The 25,865-nt window shown below is 54.5% G+C and carries 16 protein-coding genes; 2 read left to right on the top strand and 14 right to left on the bottom strand.

Annotated features, from left to right (window positions below):
* Positions 1-74 precede the first annotated feature (74 nt).
* On the bottom strand, positions 75-2,687 hold the full coding sequence (locus J7I43_RS15420) for a DUF7133 domain-containing protein (RefSeq protein ID WP_209146620.1): 2,613 nt from the start codon (positions 2,685-2,687) through the stop codon (positions 75-77).
* Positions 2,688-2,904: 217 nt separating this feature from the next.
* Here J7I43_RS15420 and J7I43_RS15415 point away from each other — a divergent pair, with 217 nt between their 5' ends.
* Positions 2,905-4,053 carry a purple acid phosphatase family protein gene (locus J7I43_RS15415; RefSeq protein WP_209146619.1) on the top strand — a complete coding sequence of 383 codons (1,149 nt, stop codon included), beginning with the start codon at positions 2,905-2,907 and terminating at the stop codon, positions 4,051-4,053.
* Between the two features lie 4 nt (positions 4,054-4,057).
* On the opposite strand, the gene J7I43_RS15410 is transcribed toward J7I43_RS15415, so the two are convergent.
* The 10 genes from J7I43_RS15410 to J7I43_RS15365 all read right to left on the bottom strand — a co-directional run bounded on the left by J7I43_RS15410 (position 4,058) and on the right by J7I43_RS15365 (position 19,590).
* A complete protein-coding gene (locus J7I43_RS15410) occupies positions 4,058-5,692 on the bottom strand; it encodes an alpha-L-fucosidase (RefSeq protein ID WP_209146618.1) in 1,635 nt (544 codons plus the stop codon).
* A gap of 86 nt (positions 5,693-5,778) precedes the next feature.
* Positions 5,779-6,636: an AraC family transcriptional regulator gene (locus J7I43_RS15405; RefSeq protein ID WP_209146617.1), complete on the bottom strand. Its 858-nt coding sequence runs from the start codon at positions 6,634-6,636 to the stop codon at positions 5,779-5,781.
* A 150-nt stretch (positions 6,637-6,786) separates the two neighbouring features.
* Positions 6,787-7,641: a hypothetical protein gene (locus J7I43_RS15400; protein ID WP_209146616.1), complete on the bottom strand. Its 855-nt coding sequence runs from the start codon at positions 7,639-7,641 to the stop codon at positions 6,787-6,789.
* A 24-nt stretch (positions 7,642-7,665) separates the two neighbouring features.
* The gene (locus J7I43_RS15395; protein ID WP_209146615.1) at positions 7,666-8,946 is read right to left on the bottom strand and encodes a sugar MFS transporter; all 1,281 of its coding nucleotides are present in this window, start codon (positions 8,944-8,946) and stop codon (positions 7,666-7,668) included.
* A 6-nt stretch (positions 8,947-8,952) separates the two neighbouring features.
* Complete coding sequence (locus J7I43_RS15390; RefSeq protein WP_209146614.1) at positions 8,953-10,884, bottom strand: hypothetical protein; 1,932 nt, start codon at positions 10,882-10,884, stop codon at positions 8,953-8,955.
* 6 nt (positions 10,885-10,890) lie between these two features.
* Positions 10,891-11,712 carry an N-acetylmuramic acid 6-phosphate etherase gene (locus J7I43_RS15385; protein WP_209146613.1) on the bottom strand — a complete coding sequence of 274 codons (822 nt, stop codon included), beginning with the start codon at positions 11,710-11,712 and terminating at the stop codon, positions 10,891-10,893.
* Positions 11,713-11,738: 26 nt separating this feature from the next.
* Positions 11,739-13,322, bottom strand: a complete 1,584-nt coding sequence (locus tag J7I43_RS15380; RefSeq protein ID WP_209146612.1) for an endonuclease/exonuclease/phosphatase family protein — start codon at positions 13,320-13,322, stop codon at positions 11,739-11,741.
* Positions 13,323-13,368: 46 nt separating this feature from the next.
* Positions 13,369-14,592 carry a YdcF family protein gene (locus J7I43_RS15375; RefSeq protein ID WP_209146611.1) on the bottom strand — a complete coding sequence of 408 codons (1,224 nt, stop codon included), beginning with the start codon at positions 14,590-14,592 and terminating at the stop codon, positions 13,369-13,371.
* Between the two features lie 5 nt (positions 14,593-14,597).
* Entirely contained in the window at positions 14,598-16,337 is a 1,740-nt protein-coding gene (locus J7I43_RS15370; RefSeq protein ID WP_209146610.1) for a RagB/SusD family nutrient uptake outer membrane protein, read from the bottom strand.
* Positions 16,338-16,347: 10 nt separating this feature from the next.
* Positions 16,348-19,590 carry a SusC/RagA family TonB-linked outer membrane protein gene (locus tag J7I43_RS15365; RefSeq protein ID WP_209146609.1) on the bottom strand — a complete coding sequence of 1,081 codons (3,243 nt, stop codon included), beginning with the start codon at positions 19,588-19,590 and terminating at the stop codon, positions 16,348-16,350.
* Between the two features lie 414 nt (positions 19,591-20,004).
* Between J7I43_RS15365 and J7I43_RS15360 the strand changes: the two genes are divergently transcribed.
* A complete protein-coding gene (locus J7I43_RS15360) occupies positions 20,005-20,754 on the top strand; it encodes a DeoR/GlpR family DNA-binding transcription regulator (protein WP_209146608.1) in 750 nt (249 codons plus the stop codon).
* A 115-nt stretch (positions 20,755-20,869) separates the two neighbouring features.
* Here the strand turns inward: J7I43_RS15360 and J7I43_RS15355 are convergent, their stop codons facing one another.
* From J7I43_RS15355 to J7I43_RS15345, 3 genes are read right to left on the bottom strand one after another with little or no spacing between them, the layout of a single operon-like run.
* On the bottom strand, positions 20,870-22,192 hold the full coding sequence (locus J7I43_RS15355) for a MutS-related protein (RefSeq protein ID WP_209146607.1): 1,323 nt from the start codon (positions 22,190-22,192) through the stop codon (positions 20,870-20,872).
* On the bottom strand, positions 22,189-23,532 hold the full coding sequence (locus J7I43_RS15350) for a MutS-related protein (RefSeq protein WP_209146606.1): 1,344 nt from the start codon (positions 23,530-23,532) through the stop codon (positions 22,189-22,191). The genes J7I43_RS15355 and J7I43_RS15350 overlap by 4 nt, the downstream gene beginning before the upstream one ends.
* Positions 23,533-23,542: 10 nt before the next feature.
* On the bottom strand, positions 23,543-25,843 hold the full coding sequence (locus J7I43_RS15345) for a Gldg family protein (protein ID WP_209146605.1): 2,301 nt from the start codon (positions 25,841-25,843) through the stop codon (positions 23,543-23,545).
* Positions 25,844-25,865: the final 22 nt, after the last annotated feature.

Genomic DNA, 25,865 nt, shown 5'->3' with positions numbered 1-25,865 from the left:
CCGGTTTCCATATAAAAAAGCCACCAAACACCCGTAAGGCATTTGATGGCTCTCGTATTTTTAAAAAAGTCGTTCTATTTCTTCTGCTGGGCCAGGAAAGTAACCAGCGACGCCAGTTCGTCGTAAGACAATGCATTGGCTAAGCCCGCCGGCATCATCGAGTTTTTCATTTCCTTGCGGGAAATAATGTCGCTGGTCTTCACCGTGTACACATTTCCGCCGATGTCTCTCAATACCACGCGCGCCGCAGTTTCTTCCGTCACAAATCCCATGTAGCTTTTGTTGCCTTTCGCGGTGATCGTTACCGTGGCGAAACCCTGGGAAATGGAAGCGTTGGGTTTGAGGATGGATTCGGTGATCTGCTCGCGGTTCATGATCGATCCGATCTGCCCCATAAAAGGCCCTTTCATTTTATCGCCTTTGTTGATGCTATGACAGGCAACGCAGCCCTGGCTGGTGAAAAGCAGCTTGCCTTTGGAAGGATCGCCTTTCAGTTTGTTGATCGCCAGCAATACGTCTTCGATAGAGGATTTGCCGACCTGGCCTTTTTTGCTTTTTATTTTTTCAAGGTCTACTTTCGGCTCTTTGGCTACCGGTGTTTCCTTTTTCTTTGGCGCCGCGAATGCCGCGATCTCCATCCTGTTGCGTTCGTTCAGGTCGATGAAGAACGGCTTTTTCGCGGGAACTTTCAGGGCTTCCTTTTTCAGGAATTTTTCGATGGCGGGCGATCCTTCCCACAGCACGGCTTTATAATACGGGCCATGCGAATCGGGCCGTGTGCCCCACCACCAGGAAGCGTCGTAAGCGTCCTCTTTTTTGTAGAGGCGCGCCAGCGTAACCAGTATCTGTCTTTTCAGTTTTTCATTTTTTGACTGTCCGTAAGCGGCGATCAGGCCATTCACGGCTTTTGTATCGTGCATGTAACGCAATGCCCACAATGCGAGCGTTCCATTTTCACCGCTGATCCCCGTTACGGCGGCGTCTACGGCATGAAGGCTCACCAATGCCCGAACGGCCAGGTGCGGCAGCACGATAGCGGCGTTGGGCGTAGCGTGCGGGCCTTCCACATTTTTGGCGGGCGCTGCAAACGAAGCGGGTACTTTGGTTTGAAGCAATGCCTGCGCCGCTTCTTCGCGGCCCAAACGGCCCAGCCCGATGATTGCGGCGGCGCGGACGCGTGCAGACGAATCTTTCAGGCTTTCGAGGAAAAGATCTTCGGAAACACCGGCAAGTATGGCTTTACGGTCCGTCAAGGCCCGCAATGCGTGTTCTTTTACAGCCGCGTCTTTCGTGAGCGCCGTCAGTGCTGGAATACCTTCTGCTCCCGTGGCCTGCGCATAAGTGTAAATACCGGCCACGCGGGCGTATAACGGTAACGTTGCATCGGAAGCGACTGCCAGCGCAGCAGAGGCTGCCTGTGCGTTGTTGCGCGAAACCAGTTCCTGCGAAGCGTTCAGCCGTGCCACCGCGCTTGCGGAAGACAATAATTGCGCGAGCTCTTCCACCGAAACCTTCGCCAGGTCGGGAAACGCTTTGTAAGCCCAGTTTTCAGGCACCGCGCGGATCACATATCCTTTGCTGGGGCTGCCGGAATATCCCGCACCGTCCCATGCGGAAAGGAAAAGCCGGCCGGAACCGTCCACGTCGAGGTCGGTGATCTGCGGCAGGGCCAGGAATTCTTCTTCTTTCTGGGTGAAGGTGGGCCCATCGGGTGTTACCCGGTGCATGTACAACATGCTGCGGCCCCAGTCCGCCATCATGGGAACGTTGTTGTATTTCTCAGGCCAGTTCGGCTCCGCCATAAACAGCGCGCCGGTGCCCGATCCGCCGCCAACGTCTACCAGTGCGGGCAATATCTCGTCTGTGAAATGCTGGAACAATACAGGATAACCATATTCGCCGGTCTGGATATGATGCGAGAACCGCACGTTCCAGCCGCCGCCGTCGTTGGTATTTTCCCTCGTAAAAACGTTCATGTAAGGATCGATGGCCACATCGTACACGTTGCGCGTGCCATGCGTATAGATCTCCATTTCGGTACCGTCAGGGCGTACCCTTACGATGCCGCCTCCCAGCATGGTCAGTTTTTGGCCGGAGCGGTCGGTGGCGTTGTGAAACCCGAAATCACCCACGGCAATGTAGATCCAGCCGTCGATGCCCATCCGGATGCCGTTGGTGGCATGGTCGGTACCACGTTCCTGGATGTATTTGGTATTGCTGAGATGTTCGATCAGCGGCTGGGCAGGCCCGTCAGCCTTTCCATCCCCGTCTTTATCCTCAAAAACCACGAGCGCCATACCGGTAGCTTTGCCGCTTTCAGGGGAAAACGTGGTATGCAGCACATACACTTTGCTGCCCAGCACCAGGATGCCGCGGGGATTGTCTACCACCGCAAATTCGGTATGTTCGTCCATTTTGCCGTCGTTGTCCCGGTCGATCAGTTTCAGCACGCGGCCTTTCCCGGGGTCTTTCCCCAGGGAACCGATCATATCCACGCCTACGAACACTTCGCCGGTAGGCGCCACCGCCAGGCAGGCAGGGCTGGGCGTTACATCCGGGCCGGAAAAACGTGTGATGGTCAGGTCGGGCGGGTTGGGCAAAGTATCGTTCCCGTTGTCTCCAAAGTAGCTGGTTGCCCCGATCAATAATGATACTGAAGAGATCAGGGCAAGAGGAAATTTAATCATTTGTTCTACTGTTATATTAATATTCGCGCTTATCAAAGAGTGGGTCAATATTAAAAAATTAAAAACTTTGCGGCTGAAATATTTTAAGGACGGCGCATTTAGCCCTTATTACAACCGGTTGTTTGCCGGATGTTCGGATTCCAGGGGATTATGTATTATCTTGTTTGCTCCATTACGAACCAATATTCCGGTGATGAAAAATTATTTATTGCTACTCATGGCGTTCGCATTAACGCCGTTATTCTCCTATTCCCAGGAAAACTTCAAAATCACGCACGGCCCATACCTGCAGGCTTTAGGCGAAACCGGCGTGAATATCGTCTGGACGACCAACAAAAAAGCCATCGCATGGGTGGAGCTGGCGCCGGCGGACAGCACGCACTTCTACGCCACCGAACGCCCGAAATATTTTGCGGCCGAACATGGCATCAAAACCGAATCGACCGTTCACAACGTACGGATCGACGGCCTGAAACCAGCCACCAGGTACCGTTACAGGGTTTATACGCAGGAAGTGCTCAGCCACCAGAGTTACATCGTTAAATACGGAAACATCGCGGCCAGCGAGGTTTTCAGGGCCCAGCTCCCCGTGTTCGCTACTAACGATACCAAAGCGGAACAGGTGCAATTCGCCATTATCAACGACATGCACCAGAAAAACGACGTTATCCGAACGCTGCTCGGCCAGGTAGACTGGAAAAACAACCAGCTGGTATTCTTCAACGGCGATATGCAAAACAACTCCCGCAGCGAAGAACAGATCTTCACTTCGTTCATGGACACGGCAGACAGCATTTTTGCGGGCCGCATCCCCATGTATTACGCCCGTGGAAACCATGAAACGCGGGGTGAGTTCGCCGCCGAATTTCCCCGTTACTTCCCTACCGAAACCGGCAAACTGTATTATCTCCTCCGCACCGGGCCGGTTTGTTTCGTAGTGCTGGACACGGGCGAAGACAAACCCGATTCAGACATCGAATACACCGGCATCGCCGATTACGACGCATACCGCACGGAACAGGCCACCTGGCTGAAAGAAGCGCTCAAACGGCCGGAATACACCGAGGCGCCGTACAAAGTAGTGGTGGGGCATATTCCGCCGTTCGGCGGCTGGCACGGCGAAAAAGAAGTAGCGGAAAAATTCGTGCCGCTGCTCAATGAAGCCGGCGCGCAGATCATGCTGTGCGGGCATTTGCACAGGAACGTAAAACGCGCTCCCGAAGCGGGCGCATGGCGTTTCCCGGTGCTGGTGAACAGTAATACTTCTATCATCAAAGCGAAAGCGGACAAGCAGCAATTGCAGATCGAAGTGTTTAATCTCGAAGGGAAAAAGATCGATGCGGTCACGCTTTCGCCGTCGAAATAAACGGTTATACGATCTTCAGCACTACTGCATAATCCAGTGCGGGCCGGTTGCCCGGCAGCGTGATGCGCAACGCATCGTTGCCGCTGCTGAAAGATAATGGCCCGCCTCCCAACAAACTTATTTTGCTGACAGCCTGCGGCCTGAGCGTATTGCCGGCCGCCAGGCTTTTCACTTCCACCACGCCGCTTGCGGGCCAGCCGAATACCACGGCGTACAGCACGTCGCCCTTCGTGATAAAACGGATGTCCGCATCGCCCAGCGGTTTTCCTTTCCCTTCATTAAAGCCTTGCTCCGCGATCGGCGCGGCGCCTTCCATGGCCGGGCCTTCGCCGAACACTTTCCAGGGCCTGGTATCGTAAATACATTCGGAATTGACCTTCATCCAGGCGGCTACCTCCTCGAGGATATTTTTTTCCTGGTCGTCGATGCTGCCGTCTCCTTTCACCGGTATATTCAGCAGCAGGTTGCCGTTTTTGCTCACGATATCCACCAGTGTTTGCACCACCGTTTTGGCAGTTTTGTACCGTTTGTTGTCGTACACCCTTTTATCGTAATGCCATCCGCCGATGCAAGTATCCGTTTGCCAGGTAAACGGCTCTATCCGGTTGCTCTGGCCTCTTTCAATGTCCCACACCAGGCATTGGCGCTGCATTTCATTCAATACTTTTCCGTTCACCACGCCCTGCAGTTTTCCTTTATTGCGTTGCATGCTTTTATTGTAATGATGCGCAGCGAGCTGCAATCCCACATTGCTGAAAGGATACAAAGGCAGCACCGTATCGTCGAAATAAAGCAGCTCCGGCTCGTATTTGTCGATCAGCTCCATAGTTCTTTGTAAAAACCGCTGGCAATACGCCTCCGAAGGGATCGACGCGCCATTGCCCCAGGCCCATTGTGTTCCGGAATTTTTGTTTTCGCCGCTTTCGCTGAGCGGGTGGTTTTGCGCGTAGAGGTCTTGCGGGTCGAGGCCTTCCCACCATTGCCCTTTCCCGTCCGCCCTGGTCAGCCGGCCATCGTAGGGGATGCCTGCCATCGCGCCCTGTTTGTCTGCGCCCTGCGCCACTTCAAACCAGGTCCAGGTATGGGCGGCATGTACGCTTACGCCGAAAGGAAGACCGTGTTTTTTGGCAGCTTTCGCCCATCCGCCGATGATGTCTTTTTTCGGCCCTACTTTCACGGAGTTCCAGGGTTGGTGGCTAGAATCCCACAGGTCGAGGTTATCGTGGTGATTGGCCATCGCAAAAAAATATTTTGCGCCTACGCGTTTGTAAAGCGAAACAAGTTCGTCGGGCTCCCATTTGTCCGCTTTCCATTGATGGATCACATCTTTGAAACCGAACTTCGAAGGGTGGCCGTATTTCCCGAGATGATATTTGTACTGGCCGCTGCCTTCCTGGTACATGCCGCGGGCGTACCAGTCGCCGTATTCCGGCTCGCATTGCGGCCCCCAATGCGCCCAGATGCCGAACTTGGCATTGCGGTACCAATCGGGCACCGTATATTTCCGCAACGATTCCCAGGACGCCGTAAAAGGCCCCGGCGGGGCAAAAGCCCGGAGGAACGATGCGCTGCTGTTTTTTGAAAGCAGGTATGCCGGCAATGACAAACCGAGTTGTTTTACGAGGTCCCTTCTGTGCATGACAGGTCGTTTTTAGCTTCTTCAAAGGTAACCAGCGGGCGGCCGCCGCCCATGCCCGAATAAGACTTTGTTTTATATAAATCCGACTAACGGAAATCCTGTTTCCGGTATTGGCCGGGGGTAAAACCGGTGATCTTTTTGAAGACGCGCGAGAAATGCGGGAGATTGTCGAACCCCGTTTCCGCGGCGATCTGTGCGTAAGGCAATTCAGTGCTGGCGATCAGGTATTGCGCGCGTTCGATCCGTTTGGTGTGAAGATAGGCCAGCGGCCTTTCCCCCGTATGTTCCAGGAAACGGCGGGAAAAATAATCCGGGTGCAGGTTGGCCCTGCCGGCCAGCTGCGCGATGGTGACGGGCTGATCGAGATGAAGCTGGATATACCGCATGGCTTCCAGTACTTTCAGCGGGATGCGCTCGGCCGGCTGGTATTGGTCTACCGCGTCCAGGAAACGGGAAAGCAGCTGCAGGATAATGCCCTGCGTTTCGAGAAAGGCCGCCGTGCTTTGGTGGTTATTCAATTCCTGGCATTGCCGGTAATACACGCTTTTTTCGTACGCCCGCGGATCGTCTGACCCGCTGATCCCCCTGCCGGGATTGATGGCGAGCATTCTCTGGAAAAGCGCGCTGTCTGCCGGCGAAGCCTGCACTTTCATCGGGGCGCGGTGATGCTGGAACAGGGAAGCGCCGTCCGGCGATTCTTCAAAGAATTGTATAAAAAACTGGCTGAGGTATTCTTCGCAATAAAGACTGCACAAGGTAAAACTCGGCACCAGGTACATGAAACCCGCTTCCAGCTTAAGTTCGTGCCCCGCGCCCGAAACCACGCCTTCCCCTTCGTCTATAAAATACAGACGGTAGTACGGGCTGATCACGTTCCGGTAGTTCCACTTGCGGTCAAGTTTTACACGGCTGGCATGAAGCAGCGAAAAGGACTGTTTTAACAAACGGACAGGCATAATCGCGGTTCCCCGGGTCGGGGCTGACAAAATAAAAAACTCCCGGGACTTAACAAACCGCGGAAACAGCAGCCCGTAAAGGCCGTGCAAACACTGCACGGCCATGGCATAGGGATAAAACGCGATGGAACGGGTTATTTACTGGCCAATAACTTCCTGCTGCCGGTAATACCCGGCCAGCCCTTGTATCGGGTCTTGTATGATCCTGCCGGTAACCATGCCGTACGATGCAGCGGTTTCTTTCAGGATGTCTTCAAAATGAAAAGCGATAGAGCCTGCGCAATTCAGCGTATGATCGGCGTAACCGGGGTATTGGCAAACCAATGCGCGGAAAAAATCGTGGAACGCATCGGAGGCAAGCTGGTATATGAACGCATCGTCGAGGTGCTGTTTTACGAATTTCGCAAAACCCGCGCAGAAGCGGTTCGCCAGCGGGTCTTTGTACACCCGCTCCATGATCTGCTCCTTCGTTAAACCGTACACGGCCATAAACCGGCCGCGAAGATGCGGTGGAAGGTATTCGCGGCAATAGGCGATCAATAATTTTTTCCCGATGTAACTGCCGCTGCCTTCGTCTCCCAGCATATAGCCGAGCGGATCGATGGAATGCGTGACCTGTTCGCCGTCGTACATACAAGTGTTCGTGCCCGTTCCGAGAATAGCCGCGAAACCGGGCTTGTTGCCCAGCAACGCTTTGGCGGAGGCCAGCAGATCGCTGCCTACCGAAACAGCGGCATTCACGAACAACGCGCGGAGCGCCTTTGCGATCACCGCTTCCGTGGAAGGCTCGCAGCCTGCGCCGAAAAAATGCACTTCCGTTACCGCCATGCGCGGTACTGCCGACGGCAATGTTTTGTGCAACGAATGTTGAATATATTCACTGTTTACATAATACGGGTTATACCCTTCCGTGCTGAAATATAACGGTTCCTCTCCCTGGCTCACCAGGCACCAGCTGGCTTTGGTAGACCCGCCGTCTGCAATCAGTTTCATGCTTAAATTTTAACGTATAAAAAATCAGGCCTTTTCCCTCGCTGGCATGCCGGCCCTGTATCCTTTCAATGCGTAAAACGTAATGAATACATAACAGGGGATTAAAATCCAGTAGGCCTTTCCCGGGCTCCATGCATCGGCAAGATACCCGTACAGCAGCGGTATCACCGCTCCCCCGCCGATGGCCATCACCAGCATCGACGAACCGATGCGTGTGAACCGGCCCAGGCCGTGAATGGCCAGCGGCCAGATAGAAGGCCACATCAGCGAATTGGCGATACCGAGCATGGCGATAAAAAATACCGATACCGTGTTTTCCAGGAACAGCGCTGCCAGGGCGAACGCGATCCCTAAAAAGGAAGAAATGACCAACGCCTGCCGCTGGCTGATGTACCGGGGAATACAGATGATCCCGACCAGGTAACCGACCAGCATACCGCTCAACGTAAGACTGGTGAAAAATTTCGCGGTAGACAATACAATGCCCTGCGATGCGCCGTAACTGATGATCGTGTCCGCCGCGATCACTTCCACGCCCACATACAGGAACAAAGCCACCACGCCGAGCAGCAGGTGCGAAAACCGGAAGATGCTGTTCTTTTCCGGCAGCTCTCCGCCTGTTGTTGCCTCTTCTTCCGCATCCACCTCCGGCAGGGAAGAAAAATAGATCACGACGGCCAGGATCGCCAGCACTGCCGCCATCAGGCCGTAGGGGCCGATCACTTTATGCGCCAGTCCGTCCAGCGCGGTTTCGCGCGCGGCGGTGCTCATGGTTTTAAGGTTCCCCTGCAGCGCGTCCGCATCCTGCAGCACCATCATGCCCAGCACAATAGGCGCGATAATGCCCGCCACGCCGTTGCAGATGCCCATGATGCTGATGCGCCGGGCCGCGCTTTCTCTCGGGCCGAGGATCGTGATGTAGGGGTTGGATGCGCTTTGCAGGATGGAAAGGCCGGTGCCCTGCACGAACAGCCCTGCGAGGAAAAGCCCGTAAGTCCGGCTTAAAGCGGCAGGGATAAACAGCAACGTTCCCAGCGCCATAATGAGCAAACCCGCCGCCATTCCTTTTTTGAAGCCGGTGATTTTTAAAACGCCCGCCGCCGGCAATGCCATTACCAGGTAAGAAATATAAAAAGCGAAAGTGACGAGGTAAGATTCAAAATTGGTCAGCTGGCAGGCGATGCGCAGGTACGGGATCAACACCGATCCCAGCCAGGTCACAAAGCCGAATACGAAAAATAATATCCCGATGATAACGATGGCCCTGCCGGTATCGGCGGCCTTCGGATGGTTCCGTTCTGTCATAATGCACTACCTGTTTTTCGCCCTGATGGATTCGATCAGCCGTTCATAAACATCCAGCGGGGGAATGCCCGGCTGGCCATACCAGAGAAAAGAGCCGAAACCCTCGTACACGCCCGCGCGAATGTGCCAGGCCACCGGCAAATAGCTGGCCACATCGTTGCAATACGCGGCTACGGACACACGTTTCCCCGGCCATATGCCGCGGATGCCTTTGCCGTATTCGGTAACCGCTTCGCGGGAAATGCCCACGAATTTCCAGTCGCCGATGTTGATCGTTTGCACGTATTCCGGGAGAATGTTTTCCACCGTGTTATTTTTATACCGTTGCAGCATCAGGTTGGCCCACCGCACATTTTTTTCCGCTTCCACGTCGCCGGGCTTCCCTTCATTCGCCGTTCTGAAACGGACGATGCTGTCCACGCTCCAGGGCTGCACGGGAATGTTCACCGTGTCCATAAAAAAGCTGATATCGCCTTCGATGCGCTGCAGCCCTGCATCCAGCACATGTATCACGTCCGCCGCCAGCTCCGCTCCCGTTTCCCGGTGATCGGCGCTGCGGGGATTGATATCTCCGCCGCAACCCTGTATAAACACCGCGTTGTCCGATCCGGTGCGCTCTTCCACGAGCTTTCTCGCTACAGCCGGGTAATTGGCGCTGAGCGTGAACGATTCTTCGTCCGCATTTTTAAATACGGGATGGCAGCCGGTGAGGAACAGCACATTCTTCAGCTTGTCCTGCGCATCGGTGACCTTTAATACATCGACCACATTGTCGTAGGGTTTTTCCGCATTGGCGCCCGCTCTCCGGTTATGCCCGATGTTGGTGAAGCCACGGCCGAAGTAAAGGTTTGACGGCGATAGATTGTCCACCGCTTCTTCGATCGCGCGGACGATGCCGGGTTTTACGACTTTGTTGAGATAATTGCTATCGGGGAAATGATAAAAATCGCCCCAGGTGATCCAGGTTTGGGTAACCGGCGCAAAATGCGTGTGCGATGCGTTGAGCAGGATGGCGGATGGCGGTATGTTCCTGCTTTTGGAAACCGCTTCTTTTACCGCAGTGCCCAGTGTAGCGTTAAAGCCGCACACGTCTATGCCGACGATCACCGCCGTTTTACCGTTCCTGCTGATGGCAAGGGCGCGGGCCGTGAGGTTGTTCATCGTTTTGTGGCTGCCTTTATGCAATACATTGGCATCGTCTGCCGCGTATAAAACATGACCGAGTACCGCCATTTGCCTGACGGCGACCTTGTACGTGATGTCGTTCTTCCGGCCGATCTGGCGCCAGGTAACCCCTTTCGGGCCTGGAACGCCCGTCCACAGGCTGTCGCCGCTGTTTGCGCCGTACAGTTCGCGGCCGTTGCTGGTCATACTGATGAAAGCAGGCGCGTTATCCAATGTCCGCCAGCTGATCTTCCCCGCGGTAATGGTTCCTTCCGTCAAAGTATTCCCAACAGAGGCGTATAGTTTGCCGTTCAGATAAGCAAGCGCGGTTACCGGGCCGGCGTTGCCGCGTTTTTTCCAGCGTACGCCGGTTTTGCACGGGGCGCCTTCGAATATTTCACCGGCGGCGTCCGCCGCGTAAAACTTCCCGTTCATAGCCGTGAGGGCTTTCAGCACCGGGGTTTTGCCCGCGGCTTTCCACTGAAAGGTATCCGCCGCGGGAGCCGCCGTGATCCATTCGCCCCGCGAAGTGGCGGCATACAATCTGCCGTTCGCCGAGGTAAGCGCGGTAATGTCCGCAAGCGGTTGCACCGGTTGCCAGGTGAGGCTGAAACGCCCTTCCCTGGGCACGCCGTAACCCGCCAATGCGGCGGAATACACGGCATTGGTATCCGGATCGATGTGCACGGTGGCCGTTCCTGTTTTGAACCCGTTCTGTGCGAAGCCCGTAGTACTAAAAAGCAAAGCCAGCCCGGTAATGAAGCGCATTTTCATATGGTCTTATATTCTTTCTGAAAGATGGTCCAGCGCTTTCCTGACGCTGCCGTGAGCGATAAGCAGTTCCTTCGCGTTCTCATAATCTGTGATGCCTGCTTTCGACATCAGCATTTTCACCGCCCGGTCGATGATCTTGTTGTTGATCAATGCCACGTTCACCATGCGGTTGTCTTCCACCCTTCCCAGCTGGATCATGGTGGTAGTGCTGATCATATCGAAGATCATTTTTTGCGCAGTGCCGCATTTCATGCGCGTGCTGCCGGAAACGAATTCCGGCCCGGTGATCACTTCCACCGGGAAGTCTGCTTCCGCCGCAATGGGCGAACCCGGATTGCTCACGATGCAGCCGGTAGTGATCCCGTGCCTGCGGCATGCCTGCAAACCCGCCAGCACAAAGGGTGTGGTACCGCTCGCCGAAATACCGATCACGATATCGCCTTTGCCGATCTGAAGTTCCTGCAACTGCTTCCATGCGTCTTCCGTATCGTCTTCTTTTTCTTCCAACGCTTCCACGAGATGGTCTGTACCGCCCGCCAGCACCGCATTCAGCATTCCTTTCGGCACGCCGTAGGTAGTGGGCATTTCAATCACGTCGAGCACGGACAAACGGCCGCCGCTGCCCGCCCCAAGATAAAACAACCTTCCGCTTTGCCGCAATTTTCCTACCGCGGCGCCGATCAGCTGGTTGAGACGCGGCAATGCTTTTTCCACCGCCAGCGCTACCAGCTGGTCTTCCTGGTTAATGCTGGCCGTGATCTCTTCAATGGTCATTTTCTCAAGATGCCTGTACCTGGACGGCTCTTCCGTTACTTTTAACATGTTCATGTTTTTGTTTTATTATGATCCTGGTTTTATTGCATATCGATGTCGCAAACAATGGGCCTGTGCGTGGACGCGGTCGAGGAAATGACGGCCGTATTTCCCGCCGCTACAGGACTTTTCACTAAAATATAATCCTCCCGCGATGTCGGCGCGTTCGCCGGAACGGTGTAGGCCGTTTGCCCGGAAAAAACGTCCGTGAAGCTGGTAAGCATGGTGTTGACGGGAGCGCTGCCCGGTATATCGGCCAGCGTGCCGGCAAATACTTTCCAGGTATGGTTGCCAAGACCGGCCAGCGAATCCGCTTCCTGCGCCTGTGACAAACGTTCCGCCGCCGTGGGCCCAAAGTTGGTGACATACACGTACAATGGGTTCGCGTTCACGCTGATCCTCGCTTTCAGCAGCCCCATGTAATGCGTGGTGTAACTGGCGTATAGCCAGCTTTCAGTAGATGACTTTGTGATGGGATACTTGCTCAGGATGGCATGCCCGAATTCCCTGGGTTTGTTGCCCGATTCAGGAATGGCAGACTTCCAGGTGGTTTTCTGAAACTCCCAGTACATGCCCAGTTCGTCTGCCAGCCACTGCAGCTGGTCGACGTAGTTGCTGCGCGCGTCGTAATTCCTGTCCACTTCGTTCAATACCACCACTTGGGCTTTGGATGCCCGGATCACACCGGCAATGCGCTGCAGGTCCACCACCCCGTCCGTTCCCTCGCCATGACGGATGTTGTATTGCATCAGTTTCAGTTTGGAAGTGCCCACGGAAGCATCCGCCACGATAGCGTGATGATCGGAATGCCGGTTCCGTTTTACATCGGTATTGCTAAACGTGATGTTGGAAGTACCCAGGATGTAATCGATACGTTTGGTGGGATTGGTGGATTTGAAAGTATACGCGGTATCCTGCCCTTCAAACGCATCCACCATCGTTTCTTTGATCGCTTCGATATTAAAATTATTGGGGATCTCGTTGAGGTCGCCCATGAGTATTTTGGTGCCGTAGGTCTGGTCCATCCACGCTCTCAGCTGTTGCCGCTGTTTTCTTAAAACCGCGGTGTCCGCCGCGAGATGCGTGCCGTAGAAAAGTACGGGGTGACCGTTTATCACGATGCGCGTTTCCAGCAGGCCAAAGTAGTGACTGTCATGATCGTCGTACAGCCGGGCATTGAGCAATTCTATCGGGTATTTGCTGAGTATCGCATGACCGAACTCGCGCGGTTTGTTGCCGTTTTCGGGAACTGGCGATTTCCAGGTAGTTTTCAGGAACACGGCGTGCATATCCAGCGCATCGGCCAGCAGGGCCACCTGGTCGTCGTAATTCGTGGCGGCTTCGTAGTTCTTTTGCACTTCGTTCAGGCTCACCACATCCGGATCGGCCTGCCTGATCACTTCCGCGATGCTGTCCAGGTTGTAAAAGCCGGCAGTGTTAATGCCGCCGTGGATATTGTATTGCATCACCCTGAAATCTGCCAGCGAAGAGAGCTGCATATTGCTTTCCAGACCGGCTTTGGCGGGCTTTTCCGTTATCTCTTTCACTTTGTGGCAGGAGAATAGCAGGCTGGCGCCGCAGAGGAAAACCAGCAAAATAAACGAACGGTGAACGGTGTGTTTCATGGTAATGATTTTAAGTTTTGATTAAACCCATCCTCCACTATAATTATCAGGGATCTGAAATATCCTGCACGTTGATATAAAAACAATGTTTCACGGGATAAAACTCCGCTTCGTTCCCGGTCAATATTCTCACGTTGCGGTACGGCACGATTCCCAGCTCCCGCATGCAGCGCTGGTCGAGATTGGCGACCATCAGTATCTGCGCGGAATCTGTTACCACGAGCGACGGTTTGTTCACCGGCATGTGGAAGCGGTACAACAATCTTCCGGCGTTGCGCATGTTGGTGGTGGTATGCCTTGCGTGCGGCTCGATAATGACGGCCGATGCGGGAATATTCAATTCCTCCGTGAGATATCTTTTCATTTCCACCGCTTCGCTGTAAGGCGTGCGGTGCGGGTACACATGCCCGCCTGACACGATGATGAAAGGCGCCATTTTCCGGTTGAACCTTTCGGCGGCCATCTTACATCTCGCCACGCCACGGTGATCGATGCGCACGCCTGGTGAATCCGGCCCGAAACCGGGCACCAGCAGGGCAGTGTAAGGATATTTCTCCCATTCGGTGCGGGCCACTGCGGCATAAGCGGCGGCGTTCTGCCCGGCCGTAAGCGGTTCGTAGCGGGCTGCCTCGTCGCGGCCGTTGAGCAGCAGCGTTTCGATGGCTGCATCCAGCGGCAGTGCGTAATACGGGCCGGAAATTTTTTGTTTTTTCAGCAGCCCGTCCAGCATTTTTTCCGTGGCCGCTTTAAAAGCGGGATCGTTTACGTTAAAGGAAATGGAATCGATGATGGCATATCGCGGCCGTTTGCCGGCGAGATAGGTATCGAAAATGTAATTCATTCCTTCGGCGGTGCGTTCCCATGCGAAGCGGAGCAATGCGGTGTCGGCGAGCGGGATATTCCTGTCGTAATACCCCGCCGCTTTCACCGCATTTACCACGTTCTTCATCTCGTTATTTTGCCCGTAAGCAGCCACCAGGCGGTCGCCGGCCTGGCGCACTTCGTCTTCGCGCAGGTGCAGCGCCGCTGCATAACAGGCCATGGTTTTACATTCGCTGCGCGCCCCCCGCACACGTTCCTGGTAAGAACGGCCCAGCTGCCGCAGTGCGGCGTCGTTCGTTAATGCGTGCCGTGTGCCGGCATGCGCATCCAATTGAACAGGCAGGTAAAACAGCTTGCTGCGCAGCACAGCCGGGTCTCCTTTCGGCGGTATGGCCGAAACAAACAGCACCCATGCGAAAACGTATATCCATCCACGGTATTTCATCATATTCCTTATTGTTCGGGCCATTTATTATTCTGCTTCAGTTGCGGGTTCAGCAACAGTTCACTGAGCGGAAGCGGGTACAGGTAATCCTTTTCCTCGTCGAACGTTTTCGTCACTTTGCTGTGAATGATGATCTTTCCTTTGTCGCCTTCGCTCAGCGCCTTATCCGGCGCCAATACGAGGTATTGCAGGCCGGGTACGGAAGGCGAAGGTTTCACGTCTACAACGGCTACATCGTCTTTCCCGTCCTGGTCGAGGTCGTACGTGCCTTTGGCGGGATAATACGCGCCATAGAAAACTTCTTTCAGCAAATGCCCTTCTTTCCAGCGCATCAGGTCGTTAAAACGGAAACCTTCCATTGCCAGCTCAACGCGGCGCTCGCGGCGCACTTCCAGCACCACGGCGTTAGAAGTATGCTGATATTGCGCCAGCAGGAACGGATCGGCCGTCAGGCCCGCGATCGTCAGCTTCGGCATGTTCACCCTCGCCCGCAGCAGGTTGATGGAACGGTCCGCTTCTTCCTGCGTGAGCTGGTTCCGCTCCGCCATGGCTTCCGCATAGTTCAGCAGCACTTCCGCGTAGCGGATAATGGGCATCGGCGTGTAAGCAGCGGCGTCCTGGTCGGGGGTGGACACAAATTTTATATTCTGGTAACCCGTGAAAGCATTGGCGTAATCGGGCACAAGGTTCACCGTGGCGCCGATGCGGCGGTAACCCGGCGTGCGGATGGTTTGCGCCAGGCGAGGGTCCCTGTTCCGCACTTCCTCCCAGAAAGGCATGGTAGCCGATCCCGGCGCGGCGGAGAAACGCGAGCCGTCCGCCATCAGGTAAGATTCGATCAGCGATTTGGTCAGCCCGGGATTGCCGCGCGTGGGCGAGGTGAAGATCTGGTTGGCGGCGTGCGATTTATTCACTGCCAGGCCGTACAAACGGCTAAGGATAAACTCGTTCGCATTGGGCGTTTGCGCAGCGAAAAGATTCAGGTACACATTACTGGCGTCTCCTGTGGCCAGTTTGTACTGCCCGCTTTTCATCACCGCATCCGCCGCTTCCGCGGCTTCCTGCAGCAGTCCGTCCGCCGAGGCCGTTAACTGGAGCTCGGGATGATATTTGCGGAAAGTGCCTTCAAAAAGACAAACGGTAGATTTGAAAGAAAGCGCCGTCCATTTGTTGATGCGCGCGGGCGTTTTGGCCGGGCGCAGGTTGGCGGCCGCGAAATCGAGGTCGGCAATAATGGAATCCACGATCAGCGTGCGCGGGTCGCGCGCTTTGTAGAGGCCGGGGCTGCCCGCGTTGAGCGATTGGCTGTACCAGGGCAGGTCGCCGAAACGTTTCAGCTTATCGAAATAGAACCATGCGCGGAAAAACCTTGCCACACCGGCATAATGATTTTTCGCTTCGGCGGGGATCACCGGTTTGTCGTATTGTTCCAGGAAATAATTGATATTGTACAGCGCCGTCCAGGTCCAGCCGGCGGAAGCCGCGTCCGTGAACACCCTCCTTCTTCCGGTCACCACTTCGTCGATCGCGGAAACGTCTACGTTATCGCTGGAAAAATCCGCCGTAAAAACGCCTTCGCCGGGCAGGCTGGCGTAAAAGCCGTTGGTATACAATTCCAGGTCTTTTTCCGTATTAAAGAACTGCTGCGGGCTGATCTCGCTTTGCGGGTAACGCTCCAGGAAATCATCTTTACAGGCGACAAAACAGCAACCTGTCAGCAACAGCAATAAAAGTGATCTTATTTGCATAAAATAATTTTTAGAAGTTGAGCTCTACACCAAATGTGAACGTACGTTGCAGCGGGTAAACGAAACCGGCGCCGTTTGAGCGGGAAGCGTCCACTTCGTCATTCAGCCCTTCGGGATCGAATGCTTTGGACAGGCGCGTCCATTCATACAGGTTTTGCCCGGAGAAGAACACCCTTGCCAGCGAGATCTTCGCTTTATCGGTAACGGCGCGCGGAATGGTATAACCAACGCTCAGGTTCTTCAGGCGCAGGTATGCCGCATTTTGCAGGTACCGCGTTTGCACGGCGCCCAGTGAACGGTCTGTCGTGAGCGCTTCGTAAGCGCGCAGGCGCGGGAAATACGCATCGGGATTTTCGGGCGTCCAGTAATTGCCGTAGATATGATCGTATACCGGCTGGTTCCAGCGGTTGTAGAAACCCCAGAACACTGCAGCTTCGGTGCCCGGCCAGAAGTCGCGTTTGCCAACGCCCTGCAGGAACACGTCCAGCGAAAAGTTGTACCAGTTAAAACCCATGTTCACGCCATATGCGTAACGCGGCGTGGTGTTGCCGATCTTGCAGAGATCGCCCGGATCGTCTACGGTGTTTTTCCCGAAGTTAATCACCTTGTCGCCGTTCGTATCTTCAAACTTGATGTCTCCCGCTTTAGGCAGGCCGGGGAACAGGTGCAGCCTCGACTGATCGGCATGTGTGGCGGATTCGTCGTCTGTTTTGAAAAAGCCCAGGGTGGTGTATCCCCAGATCTCTCCCACTTCCATTCCTTCGTAAAAATCGGTCAGCAACCTGCTGGGATTGTTGAAACGCGTGATGAACGAACGGCTGTCTGACAATACCACCGAAACATAATATGAGAACGGTTTGCCCGCCAGCTGCGTTTCGTCGTTCCATTTCAGCGACAGCTCCCATCCTTTGGTAGAAAGATCGGCCGCGTTTTCTTTTGGTTCGGCGGTACCCAATACCGCGGGCAATGTTCTGCCTTTGGTGAGCATGTTTTTGGTCTGCCGGTCGTACCAGTCAAAACCCACGTTCAGTCTGTTTTTCAGCAAAGCCATATCAAAACCGAGGTTCAGCGTGCTGGCCGTTTCCCAGGTAAGATTAAAAGGCACCAGGTTGGGAGCGCGCACCGCGAGCGGCAACTGGCCGTTCAGGTCGAGCAGATCGGAGGCGGAATAGGGAGACATGGTGCTGATGTAAGCATAGTTGCTCACCAGCTGGTTGCCCAGCGAGCCGTAAGAGCCGCGGATCTTGAAACTGTTGACAGTTCTTTTCAGCGGACTGAAAAATGCCTCGTTAGACAACACCCATCCCGCGGAAACAGAAGGGAAAAAACCGAAGCGGTCGTTCTTCGCGAAGCGGGAAGTGCCATCGTAGCGGCCGTTGAATTCCAGCAGGTATTTATTATCGAAATCGTAGTTCACGCGGCCGAAAATGCCCTGCAATGCCCATTCGGATTTATTGGCGGACAAAGTCGGGATGCCGTTGGTGAGGTTGACGGAGCCGAGGCTGGAAGTGATATTCTCATCCCTGCGCGCGATAAAGGAACTGAGCTGGTTCAGCTCGCGGTTGAAGCCCGCCATGCCTTTCAGGTGATGTTTGCCGAAACGTTCTTCGTATTCTGCGTACAGGTTGATGATGTGATGCGCCCTGTCCGCGGCGCCGGAAGAATAATAATCGGGGTTCGTGAAATTCACGATGCTGTTGGGCCTGTTCTCGTACTTCATCCGGAAATACTGGATGTCGTCGCGGGTTTGCGTGAGGAAGTAGGTGTAATCGCCGTTCAGCCGCAAGCGGTTGCCAAAGAAATTCGTGCGGAAACCGATCGTGTTTTTAAACACCTGGTCTTTGTTTTTAGTGCGGCCCGCGTCGTTCAGCTGTCCGAAAACAGACATGCCCGCGAGCGTATAATTGCCATTGGCGGTTTTGATCGCTTCGTAGGGGTTGGCGTAGAGGGAAAGATAACGGTACACGTTGTAGCCGCCGTCTGTCACGAACTTATTGGGCGCATCGTACAGGCCCTGGTTAAACTCGATGTTGTCGAACACCTGCAGCCATTCCCAAACGCGGGTATCCACTTTGAGGCGGGAGCTGATGCGCTGGTACGAATCGGTGGCCTGTTCAAAAATACCCTTCTGTTTTTCGTAACCCAGCGAGAGATAATACGAAGTATTATTCTTAGAATTGGAAATGCTGATGTAGTTTTTGGAGAAGGGCGCCTTGTCGCGGTAAAATTCATCGTACCAGTCGGTATTCGCGCCGCGGATGAAGTTGCCGCTGGCGTCTGTGCCCAGTTCGGGCAGCGAAGGATCGTCGCGGCGCTGTTTGAGATAATCGATAATGGCGGGCATGCCGGGTGCGTCGGTGCCGGCATATCCGCGGTAGGCTTCATTTTGCACGGTAGCGGCTTCCAGCGCGTCGTTCACTACGCTGGGGATACCGATCGGTTTGCCAAATCCGAAATTGCTCGTATAACGCACGAGCGGTCTGCCTTCTTTGCCTTTTTTGGTGGTGACCAATATCACGCCGAAGGCGGCGCGGGCGCCGTAAATGGCGGCGGAAGCGGCGTCTTTGAGCACGGTCACGCTTTCCACGTCTTCCGGGTTAATGAGGTTGATCTCCCCGGGCGTGCCGTCTATCAGGATCAGCGGGGCGCCGCCGTTGATGGACGTAAAACCGCGGATGTTGAAAGTGCCGCCGCGGTTGAGCTGGCCGTCGCCGAAGGAGATGTTGAGGTTAGGGATGGCGCCCTGCAGGCCCTGCGCGATGTTAACGATGGGGCGGTTTTTGAACACCTCTTCGCCCACCTGCGCCACGGAGCCGGTCACTTTTGTTTTGGACTGCGTGCCGTAGCCCACCACCACCACGTCCTGGAGTTTCTGGGCGTCGGGTTTCAGCTGGATGTTGATCTCCGTGCGCCCGGCGATATCCACTTCCTGCGTGGTATACCCCATAAAACTGACGATGAGCGTGCCGCCGTTGTCCGGCACGGTGAGCGTGAAGCGGCCTTCGCCGTCTGATGCGGCGCCCGTTTTGGAGCCTTTGAGCCGCACTTGTGCGCCGGGCAATGCGGCGCCGTTGTCGCTGTCGGTGACCGTTCCGCGGACGATGATGTCCGCGGGCCGTTCGGCGGAGAACTTACCGGCGGGGCTGGCGGCTGCGGCATAGATAGAGTTGCATACCAGCAGGCAAAGGACACCTGCGATAAAACACAGCCTGTGGGCCGGAGCTGTCATAGATACAAGAAATGTCTTTTGCATATTTCCGGTTTAAAATTGTCTAATGATAAATGCTGCGTATTTGCCTGTTTTTGGAAAGCCTGAAGATTGCAAACTTGCGTTTTTGGTCGATTATCAGAACAAATATAACGGCACAAAAACGCAAATTCAAAATTTTTCTGCATTTTTTTTAAATAAAAACCCGCAAATAAACACATGAACGAAAATCTTCATTAATTAAGTTTTCCGGGATAATTGCACTATTTTCACAACAAAATGTTCATAAATAGACTATAAATCGTATTTTTGCACCAACTTAACAATAACATAACCATCTCTTAACGTTCCATTGATGCCGATTTGCGGGTTTATTCCAATTTCGGCACAAAAACGCAAATAGCAGCATACCGGCAATTGCTTTTTGGGTTAATTTCGAACTGGTTTATACGCGCAAAAATGATCAAAGAAGAACGCCAAAAGCTCATCATGCGGGAGATCAACCTGCACAACAAGGTTTTATCCAACGACCTCAGCATATTGCTGGACGTGTCCGAAGACACGGTGCGCCGCGATCTGAAAGAGCTCGTGGAAGAAGGGTATATCATCAAAGTGCATGGCGGGGCTATCAGCAAATCGCTCGCCACCCCGTTCATGAAAGACAGCACCGTGTATGCGCAGGATTACAAACAAACGATCGCTGAAAAAACTTTGTCGCTCATCAAAAAAGATATGGTGATACTCACGGAAGGCGGCACCACCATGCTCGAGGTAGCCAAAGCCATCCCGGAGCACCTCACGGTCACCTTTTTTACCATCAGCCCGCAGGTAGCCATTACCCTCTCCGAAAAAAGCAACCTGGAAGTGATCACCATCGGCGGGAAATTATGCAAGAACGCCAATCTCCATACCGGCTCCAGCGTGATCAACCAGCTGTCCGAGATCAAAGCCGACCTCTGCCTGCTGGGCGCCAACGGTTTTTCCGCGGAAGAGGGGTTGACGGACGTAGACTGGGAGATCGTGCAGGTAAAAAAAGCGATCGTACGCTCCGCGCGCAAAACCGCCGTGCTCTGCATCAGCGAAAAACTGAACAGCAGCCGCCGGTTAAAGATCTGCGACGTGAACCAGGTGGATTACCTTGTTACGGAGCTTGCCCCCAATCATCCTATGATGGCGGCTTACAATAAAGAAGGGCTGACAGTTTTGTAGGAACCGGGAAATTCCGATGTAGGTAACACCTGGTCACGATGTAGTCTGGAAAGAAAAAAAGACCCGCCGCAAAACACGGCAGGTCTTTATGGGTTGGTTAGGATTTATAGCAATTTTACAACATGTCCAATATCCCTTCATTCTCGATAATGATCATCCCCTGGCGGTCTGTTGTTATGCCCTCCTGCAGTTTGTAGGTATATCTCGGCACATGCCCTTCCATCACCGTCGGCAGGAACACAAAACGCACGGAAGGTTCTTCCCGCAACGCTTCTCCCACTTCAAAAATATGCGTGGAGATAATGAAGAAACAATCCGTAAACCCGGCAAACGCTGCAGTGACGGACAACGTGGCGTCGTACGCGTCTTTAACGTTCGTGCCTTTAAAAAGCTCGTCGAAAATGACGAACAGTTTTTTTTCTTCGCTCACTTCTTCCGCGACTTTTTTCACGCGCAGCACTTCCGCATAAAAGTGACTGTATCCTTTGTTGAGATCGTCTGGCACGTTCACGGAGGAATAAATGCCATCCATGACGGAAAATTCCAGCTCGCCCGCAGCCACGGGAAAGCCCATGTGCGCGAGATAGAGCAGAATCCCGGAAGATTTCATCAGCGTGGATTTTCCCGCCATATTCGCGCCGGTGAGGAACAGCACATTTCCTTCCTTGCTGAAAGAAAAAGAATTGGTCACGCCTTTGTCCAGCCGCGGATGTTTTACGTCTACCGCATGCAGCATATTGGCGCTGCGCGGCCGCGCGACCGCAAATGAAAAATTCTTTTCCCGCGCCACCGTTCCCACGGCAATGTATACGTCCAGCTCGTAGGTCGCCATAATAAGCGCCAGCAATTGTTCTTTCCAAACGCCTGCCACCAGGTGGCGCAGCTTCGCCGACTGCGAAAGCGACAGCTCTTCGTTCGCCGGCATCTCCAGGAAAGCCGCCGCCTGCGGGTGACGCAGCACCAGCCCCGCCTGTTGCGCCCAGGCCGCCCAGGGCGTGCCGGTATGCAGGCCATCCTGTTCCAGCCGGCGCAATAACGCGCCGCATTCGCGCAGGATCACCAGGCATGCCTGCAAACCCTGCTGCTCGCGTTCGTACGTTTCATCGCGCGTGATGGAAGCCATGGTCTTGTTCCGCGCCATCCTGAAGAAAGAAAGACCGGCGCTTTGTTCCCTGTTTTCCTCCAGGTAAGCCACCATCGCGGCGATGGCATCGTTCCGGAACGGAAACTCCGCCGCATGGTCGCGGAAATAACGGAACACTTCGCTCCTGGCGTTGATGGCCCCTACCTCCGTCATCGGGCGGAGGAACATCTGGTCCAGCACCTGCTCGCCCCCTTTTGTCTTCACGCGGTTAAACAGGCTGAATATCGAGCTGCTGTTGAATTTCCCCAGCAGCTGCAGGTCGTCGAGCGTTTGTTTATCGGCAATAAAACTCATGTCGTTTTTGTTTTTTTTCTGGACAAAATATCCAGGATGCCCTCGTTTTTGATGATCACCATGCCGTGCCTGTCTGCTGTAATGCCTTCCCTGAGCTTGTGCGTGTATACGGGTTTGCCGTTATCCAGCAAAGTGGGCAGGTACATAAAACGGATGTTCGCGCATTTTTCCTTCAGCACTTCTCCCGCTTCAATGATGTGCGTAGACACGACGAACATGCAGTTCTTCCTCCGCGCGATAGCCGATGTAACGGCGATGGTGGCTTCGTAGGCGTCTTTTACGTTCGTGCCGCGGAACAGTTCGTCGAAGATCACGAACAGGTATTTGTCGCGGCTCAGCTCGCGTGCCACGTTTTTTATGCGCAGCACTTCCGCGTAGAAATGGCTGGCGCCCTGGCTGAGGTTATCGGGCAGGTTGATGGTGGTATAAATACCGTCCCTCACTGCAAATTCCATCTTCGACGCAGGTACGGGAAAACCCATATGCCCGAGGTACATCGCAATGCCGAGGGATTTCATAAAAGTGGATTTGCCGGCCATGTTCGCGCCGGTCAGGAACAGCACATTGCCTTCCCGCGTGATCTCCAGCGAATTTTTTATTGGTTTTTCCAGTGAAGGATGCCAGAAATTTTCCAGCGACACCGTTTGCAATTCCCGCGCCACGGCGTGAGGGAAAGCGTAACCCCGCTCCCGGCCCGTTTTGGCGACGGACAGGTACACATCGGCGAGATAGATATGGTCCAGCAATTGCCGGAGCTTATCACGCTCGCGGAAACGAAGCAACTGGTCGTATGCGGAAAGCGTGGCGAAAGATAATTTCTGTTTCGAATTTTCCGCCAACACCGGCTGAAATGCGGGATGGGCTAGCAATTGCTCCATCGCGGAAATTTCCGCGCTGTAAGGGATTTCAGCCACCTTGCCGCGTGTGGCGTTCACAAAACCGCGCGTCGCCTGCAGGATGCCGATGAGGCTGGCAACGCCTTTTTCCACCGTTTTATAAACGGTATCCGCCGCGATCAGCTGGTTGAATTTCCGGGCCAGGTTGTCTTCCTGCCGGCTGAGCTGCGTGCGCTCGTCCGTATCGGACAGGTATTGCTCCGCGGCGTCGAACCAGTAACTTTCGTAGGGGAAACGCACTTCGTTGCCGGCGAAATACCGGATCACGGAGCTGCGCGCGTTGATCATCCGCTCGTCCGACAGCGGGCGCCGGAACATGTGTTCCAACAGTTCCGAGCCGCCTTTCGTATGCGTGCGGTTAAACAGCGCATAGATGCCATCATTACCTCCCTTACCAAAGAGGTTAAGGTCATTGATCGTTTGTTTATCGGTCATCAGGATCATAACACTTCTTTTATTTTCTCCGGCGCCTGATCAGCAGGATGGCGCCCGCGAGCAGGATGATGCCGGGCCATACCCACATCAATATCGTTTTGGCGGCTTTCGCGCCGTTTTTCTTCATATGCAGCTGGTTGTCCGTCGGCGCGGGACGGCTTACGTCTACCGGTACGGTGCCGTAAGACAGCCAGTGGAACATACCGGGGATGAGCGTGAAGTTGGAAGCGCCGTAGCGGCGGATCGGCGGGGTCATACCGGCGTTGCTGATACAATCCGCGTCGCCCAGCACCACGATGCGCTGTTCTTTTTTACCCACCTGGCGGGAAAGGCCCATCATGGTCACGAATGTGCCCTGATGCTCACCGGTGGCGGGGTCCAGCGTGGCGGAATCGTTCACGAAATCGATCGTTTGCAGTTCGTTCCAGGTCTTCATCGTGTCCCTGCTGGAAATGATCGGCGTGAATTTAAATCCTTTGTCTTCCGCTTTTTCGAGACCGGCGGAATTGACCATGCCTACCCATTGCCCGCGTTTGTCCATGTTGTCGAATATCTCCGCCATGGCTTTGCCTTCTTTGGTCGGCACGCAGATCACCACGTTGCCGGCTACGTCCAGCTTCGGCTGTACGAGTTGGCCGGGAACGGTTTTGAGGCCGAACTGCGCGATGAAGTCTTCCATCACTTCCGAGCCGGGTTTCAGCGTTACCACCAGGTTGCCGCCCGCGGCGATGTAGGCGTCGATCTTTTTGCGGACGTTGGAATCCGGGGCTTCTTTCAGATCGGCGATCACGATGATGTCCATATCCTCCGGGATCTGTTTATCGCCGGAAAGGTCGAGCGTTTCCACGTCTGAGCCCTGGTTGGTGAGCGAATAACGGAAGGTCCTTTCGGAAGAGAAAAGCGTGTAATCCTTCGCCCGGTCGCCTTCCAGCCTGCGGCCGCCTTCCAGGAAGCCGATGCGGGGGAGTTTCATCACCATCCGTTTGAACGCGGCGGTGATCTCTCCTTCGTTGGGGAATTTCATCATGTCGTTGTACAGGCGCAGGAAAGATTTCTGGCCGTTTTCCCTTTCGATCACGCGCACGAAAGTATTGCCTTCGGCGCTGAGGTCGATCTTCTTTTTGATCTCTTCCGGTGTGAGGAACATGTCAACATCAATGTCCATCACTTCGGCTCTTTTCTTCGCCTGCTCGGCCAACGGCTGGTCTTTCGGCTCTTTCGGGCTTCTGAAGGCAGGGTTGACGGATTGATCGTAATAGTATACGTAACGGAATTTGGTTTCCGGTTTAAAACGCAGGTAATGACTGAAGCGGTCTTTGTCTTCGTTCACCTGCGCGGGAAGGCCGTTAAAGGCTTCGCGGTCCAGCAGGTTCACGTAAGTGGTGATGGTGAGCCCGCCGGTCATTTTCCGCACCACGTCCTGGCTGTTAGGCGTGAGCGTGTTCCTTTTCGTTTCGGTGGCGTCGTAATACACTTTCATCACCGGCCGGGAAGTAAGATACCCGAGCGCGAGCGCAATGACCAACACCAGCGAATATTTGCTCCATACAGACGCAAAGGAAGCGTGTGCGCGGCTGGCCTGCAGGCGCAGCACGGCGAGGCTGAGGAACAATCCCATGATGATCAGGAAATACAGCACGTCTTCCGAACCGATCAGCCCCGCGATGAGCGTGCCGGAGCGGCCGGAGATAGACAGCCAGTACGTGAGGTCGCGCACGAATTCAACGCTCTGCCATACTTTGCCGATGTAGTTCAGCAGGGCCAGCAGCACCAGCGTGCCGAGCGCGGCCACCACAGGGTAACCGGTGAGGCAGGACATAAACAGGCCGATGGCCGAATACGCGCACATCAGCATGTAAAGGCCCAGCAAACCGGAAGACGCTTCCTGCCAGCTGAAGTTCTCCACCCTGGTTCCCGCAAACACGACGTACACCAGCAAAATGCCGATCATCAGCAGGCTGTACAACATCATGGCCAGGAATTTCCCGGCGATGATCTGCGAGGAAGTGAGCGGTGAGGAATAAAGCAGTTTCACGGAGCCGCTGCTCAGCTCGCGGCTCATCAGGCCCATAGTGAGCAAAGGCATGTAGAGGTACAGGTAACCCTGCACGGCGGGGAACAGCGCGACCTGCGAGCCGAAAAGGCCGTAAGTGCCCGCGCCTACGCCGTCTACCAGTTCCTGGTAACGCGTCAGCTCCTGCAAAACGCCGCTGAATACAAAGGCGGTCTGGAAGGCGAAGATCACCAGGATCATCCAGGCAATGGGCGAATAAAATAACGTATAGAGCTCCGCTTTCGCGATCTTATATATTTGTCTCATTGATTGATGTCTTTTTAAAGTG

Origin of the sequence: Chitinophaga chungangae (genome assembly GCF_017742215.1) — a bacterium.
Lineage (GTDB): Bacteria > Bacteroidota > Bacteroidia > Chitinophagales > Chitinophagaceae > Chitinophaga > Chitinophaga chungangae.
The sequence above is the reverse complement of the archived record's forward strand: the minus strand, read 5'-3'. Positions and strand labels throughout refer to the sequence as shown.

What these genes read in the sequence shown, in the direction of transcription:
- J7I43_RS15410 (WP_209146618.1), bottom strand. Translation starts at nt 5,692, where the DNA reads ATGCACAGAAGGGACCTCGTAAAACAACTCGGTTTGTCATTGCCGGCA.
- J7I43_RS15390 (WP_209146614.1), bottom strand. Translation starts at nt 10,884, where the DNA reads ATGAAAATGCGCTTCATTACCGGGCTGGCTTTGCTTTTTAGTACTACG.
- J7I43_RS15415 (WP_209146619.1), top strand. Translation starts at nt 2,905, where the DNA reads ATGGCGTTCGCATTAACGCCGTTATTCTCCTATTCCCAGGAAAACTTC.
- J7I43_RS15350 (WP_209146606.1), bottom strand. Translation starts at nt 23,532, where the DNA reads ATGATCCTGATGACCGATAAACAAACGATCAATGACCTTAACCTCTTT.
- J7I43_RS15400 (WP_209146616.1), bottom strand. Translation starts at nt 7,641, where the DNA reads ATGAAACTGATTGCAGACGGCGGGTCTACCAAAGCCAGCTGGTGCCTG.
- J7I43_RS15355 (WP_209146607.1), bottom strand. Translation starts at nt 22,192, where the DNA reads ATGAGTTTTATTGCCGATAAACAAACGCTCGACGACCTGCAGCTGCTG.
- J7I43_RS15395 (WP_209146615.1), bottom strand. Translation starts at nt 8,946, where the DNA reads ATGACAGAACGGAACCATCCGAAGGCCGCCGATACCGGCAGGGCCATC.
- J7I43_RS15370 (WP_209146610.1), bottom strand. Translation starts at nt 16,337, where the DNA reads ATGCAAATAAGATCACTTTTATTGCTGTTGCTGACAGGTTGCTGTTTT.
- J7I43_RS15345 (WP_209146605.1), bottom strand. Translation starts at nt 25,843, where the DNA reads ATGAGACAAATATATAAGATCGCGAAAGCGGAGCTCTATACGTTATTT.
- J7I43_RS15360 (WP_209146608.1), top strand. Translation starts at nt 20,005, where the DNA reads ATGATCAAAGAAGAACGCCAAAAGCTCATCATGCGGGAGATCAACCTG.
- J7I43_RS15365 (WP_209146609.1), bottom strand. Translation starts at nt 19,590, where the DNA reads ATGCAAAAGACATTTCTTGTATCTATGACAGCTCCGGCCCACAGGCTG.
- J7I43_RS15420 (WP_209146620.1), bottom strand. Translation starts at nt 2,687, where the DNA reads ATGATTAAATTTCCTCTTGCCCTGATCTCTTCAGTATCATTATTGATC.
- J7I43_RS15380 (WP_209146612.1), bottom strand. Translation starts at nt 13,322, where the DNA reads ATGAAACACACCGTTCACCGTTCGTTTATTTTGCTGGTTTTCCTCTGC.
- J7I43_RS15385 (WP_209146613.1), bottom strand. Translation starts at nt 11,712, where the DNA reads ATGAACATGTTAAAAGTAACGGAAGAGCCGTCCAGGTACAGGCATCTT.
- J7I43_RS15375 (WP_209146611.1), bottom strand. Translation starts at nt 14,592, where the DNA reads ATGATGAAATACCGTGGATGGATATACGTTTTCGCATGGGTGCTGTTT.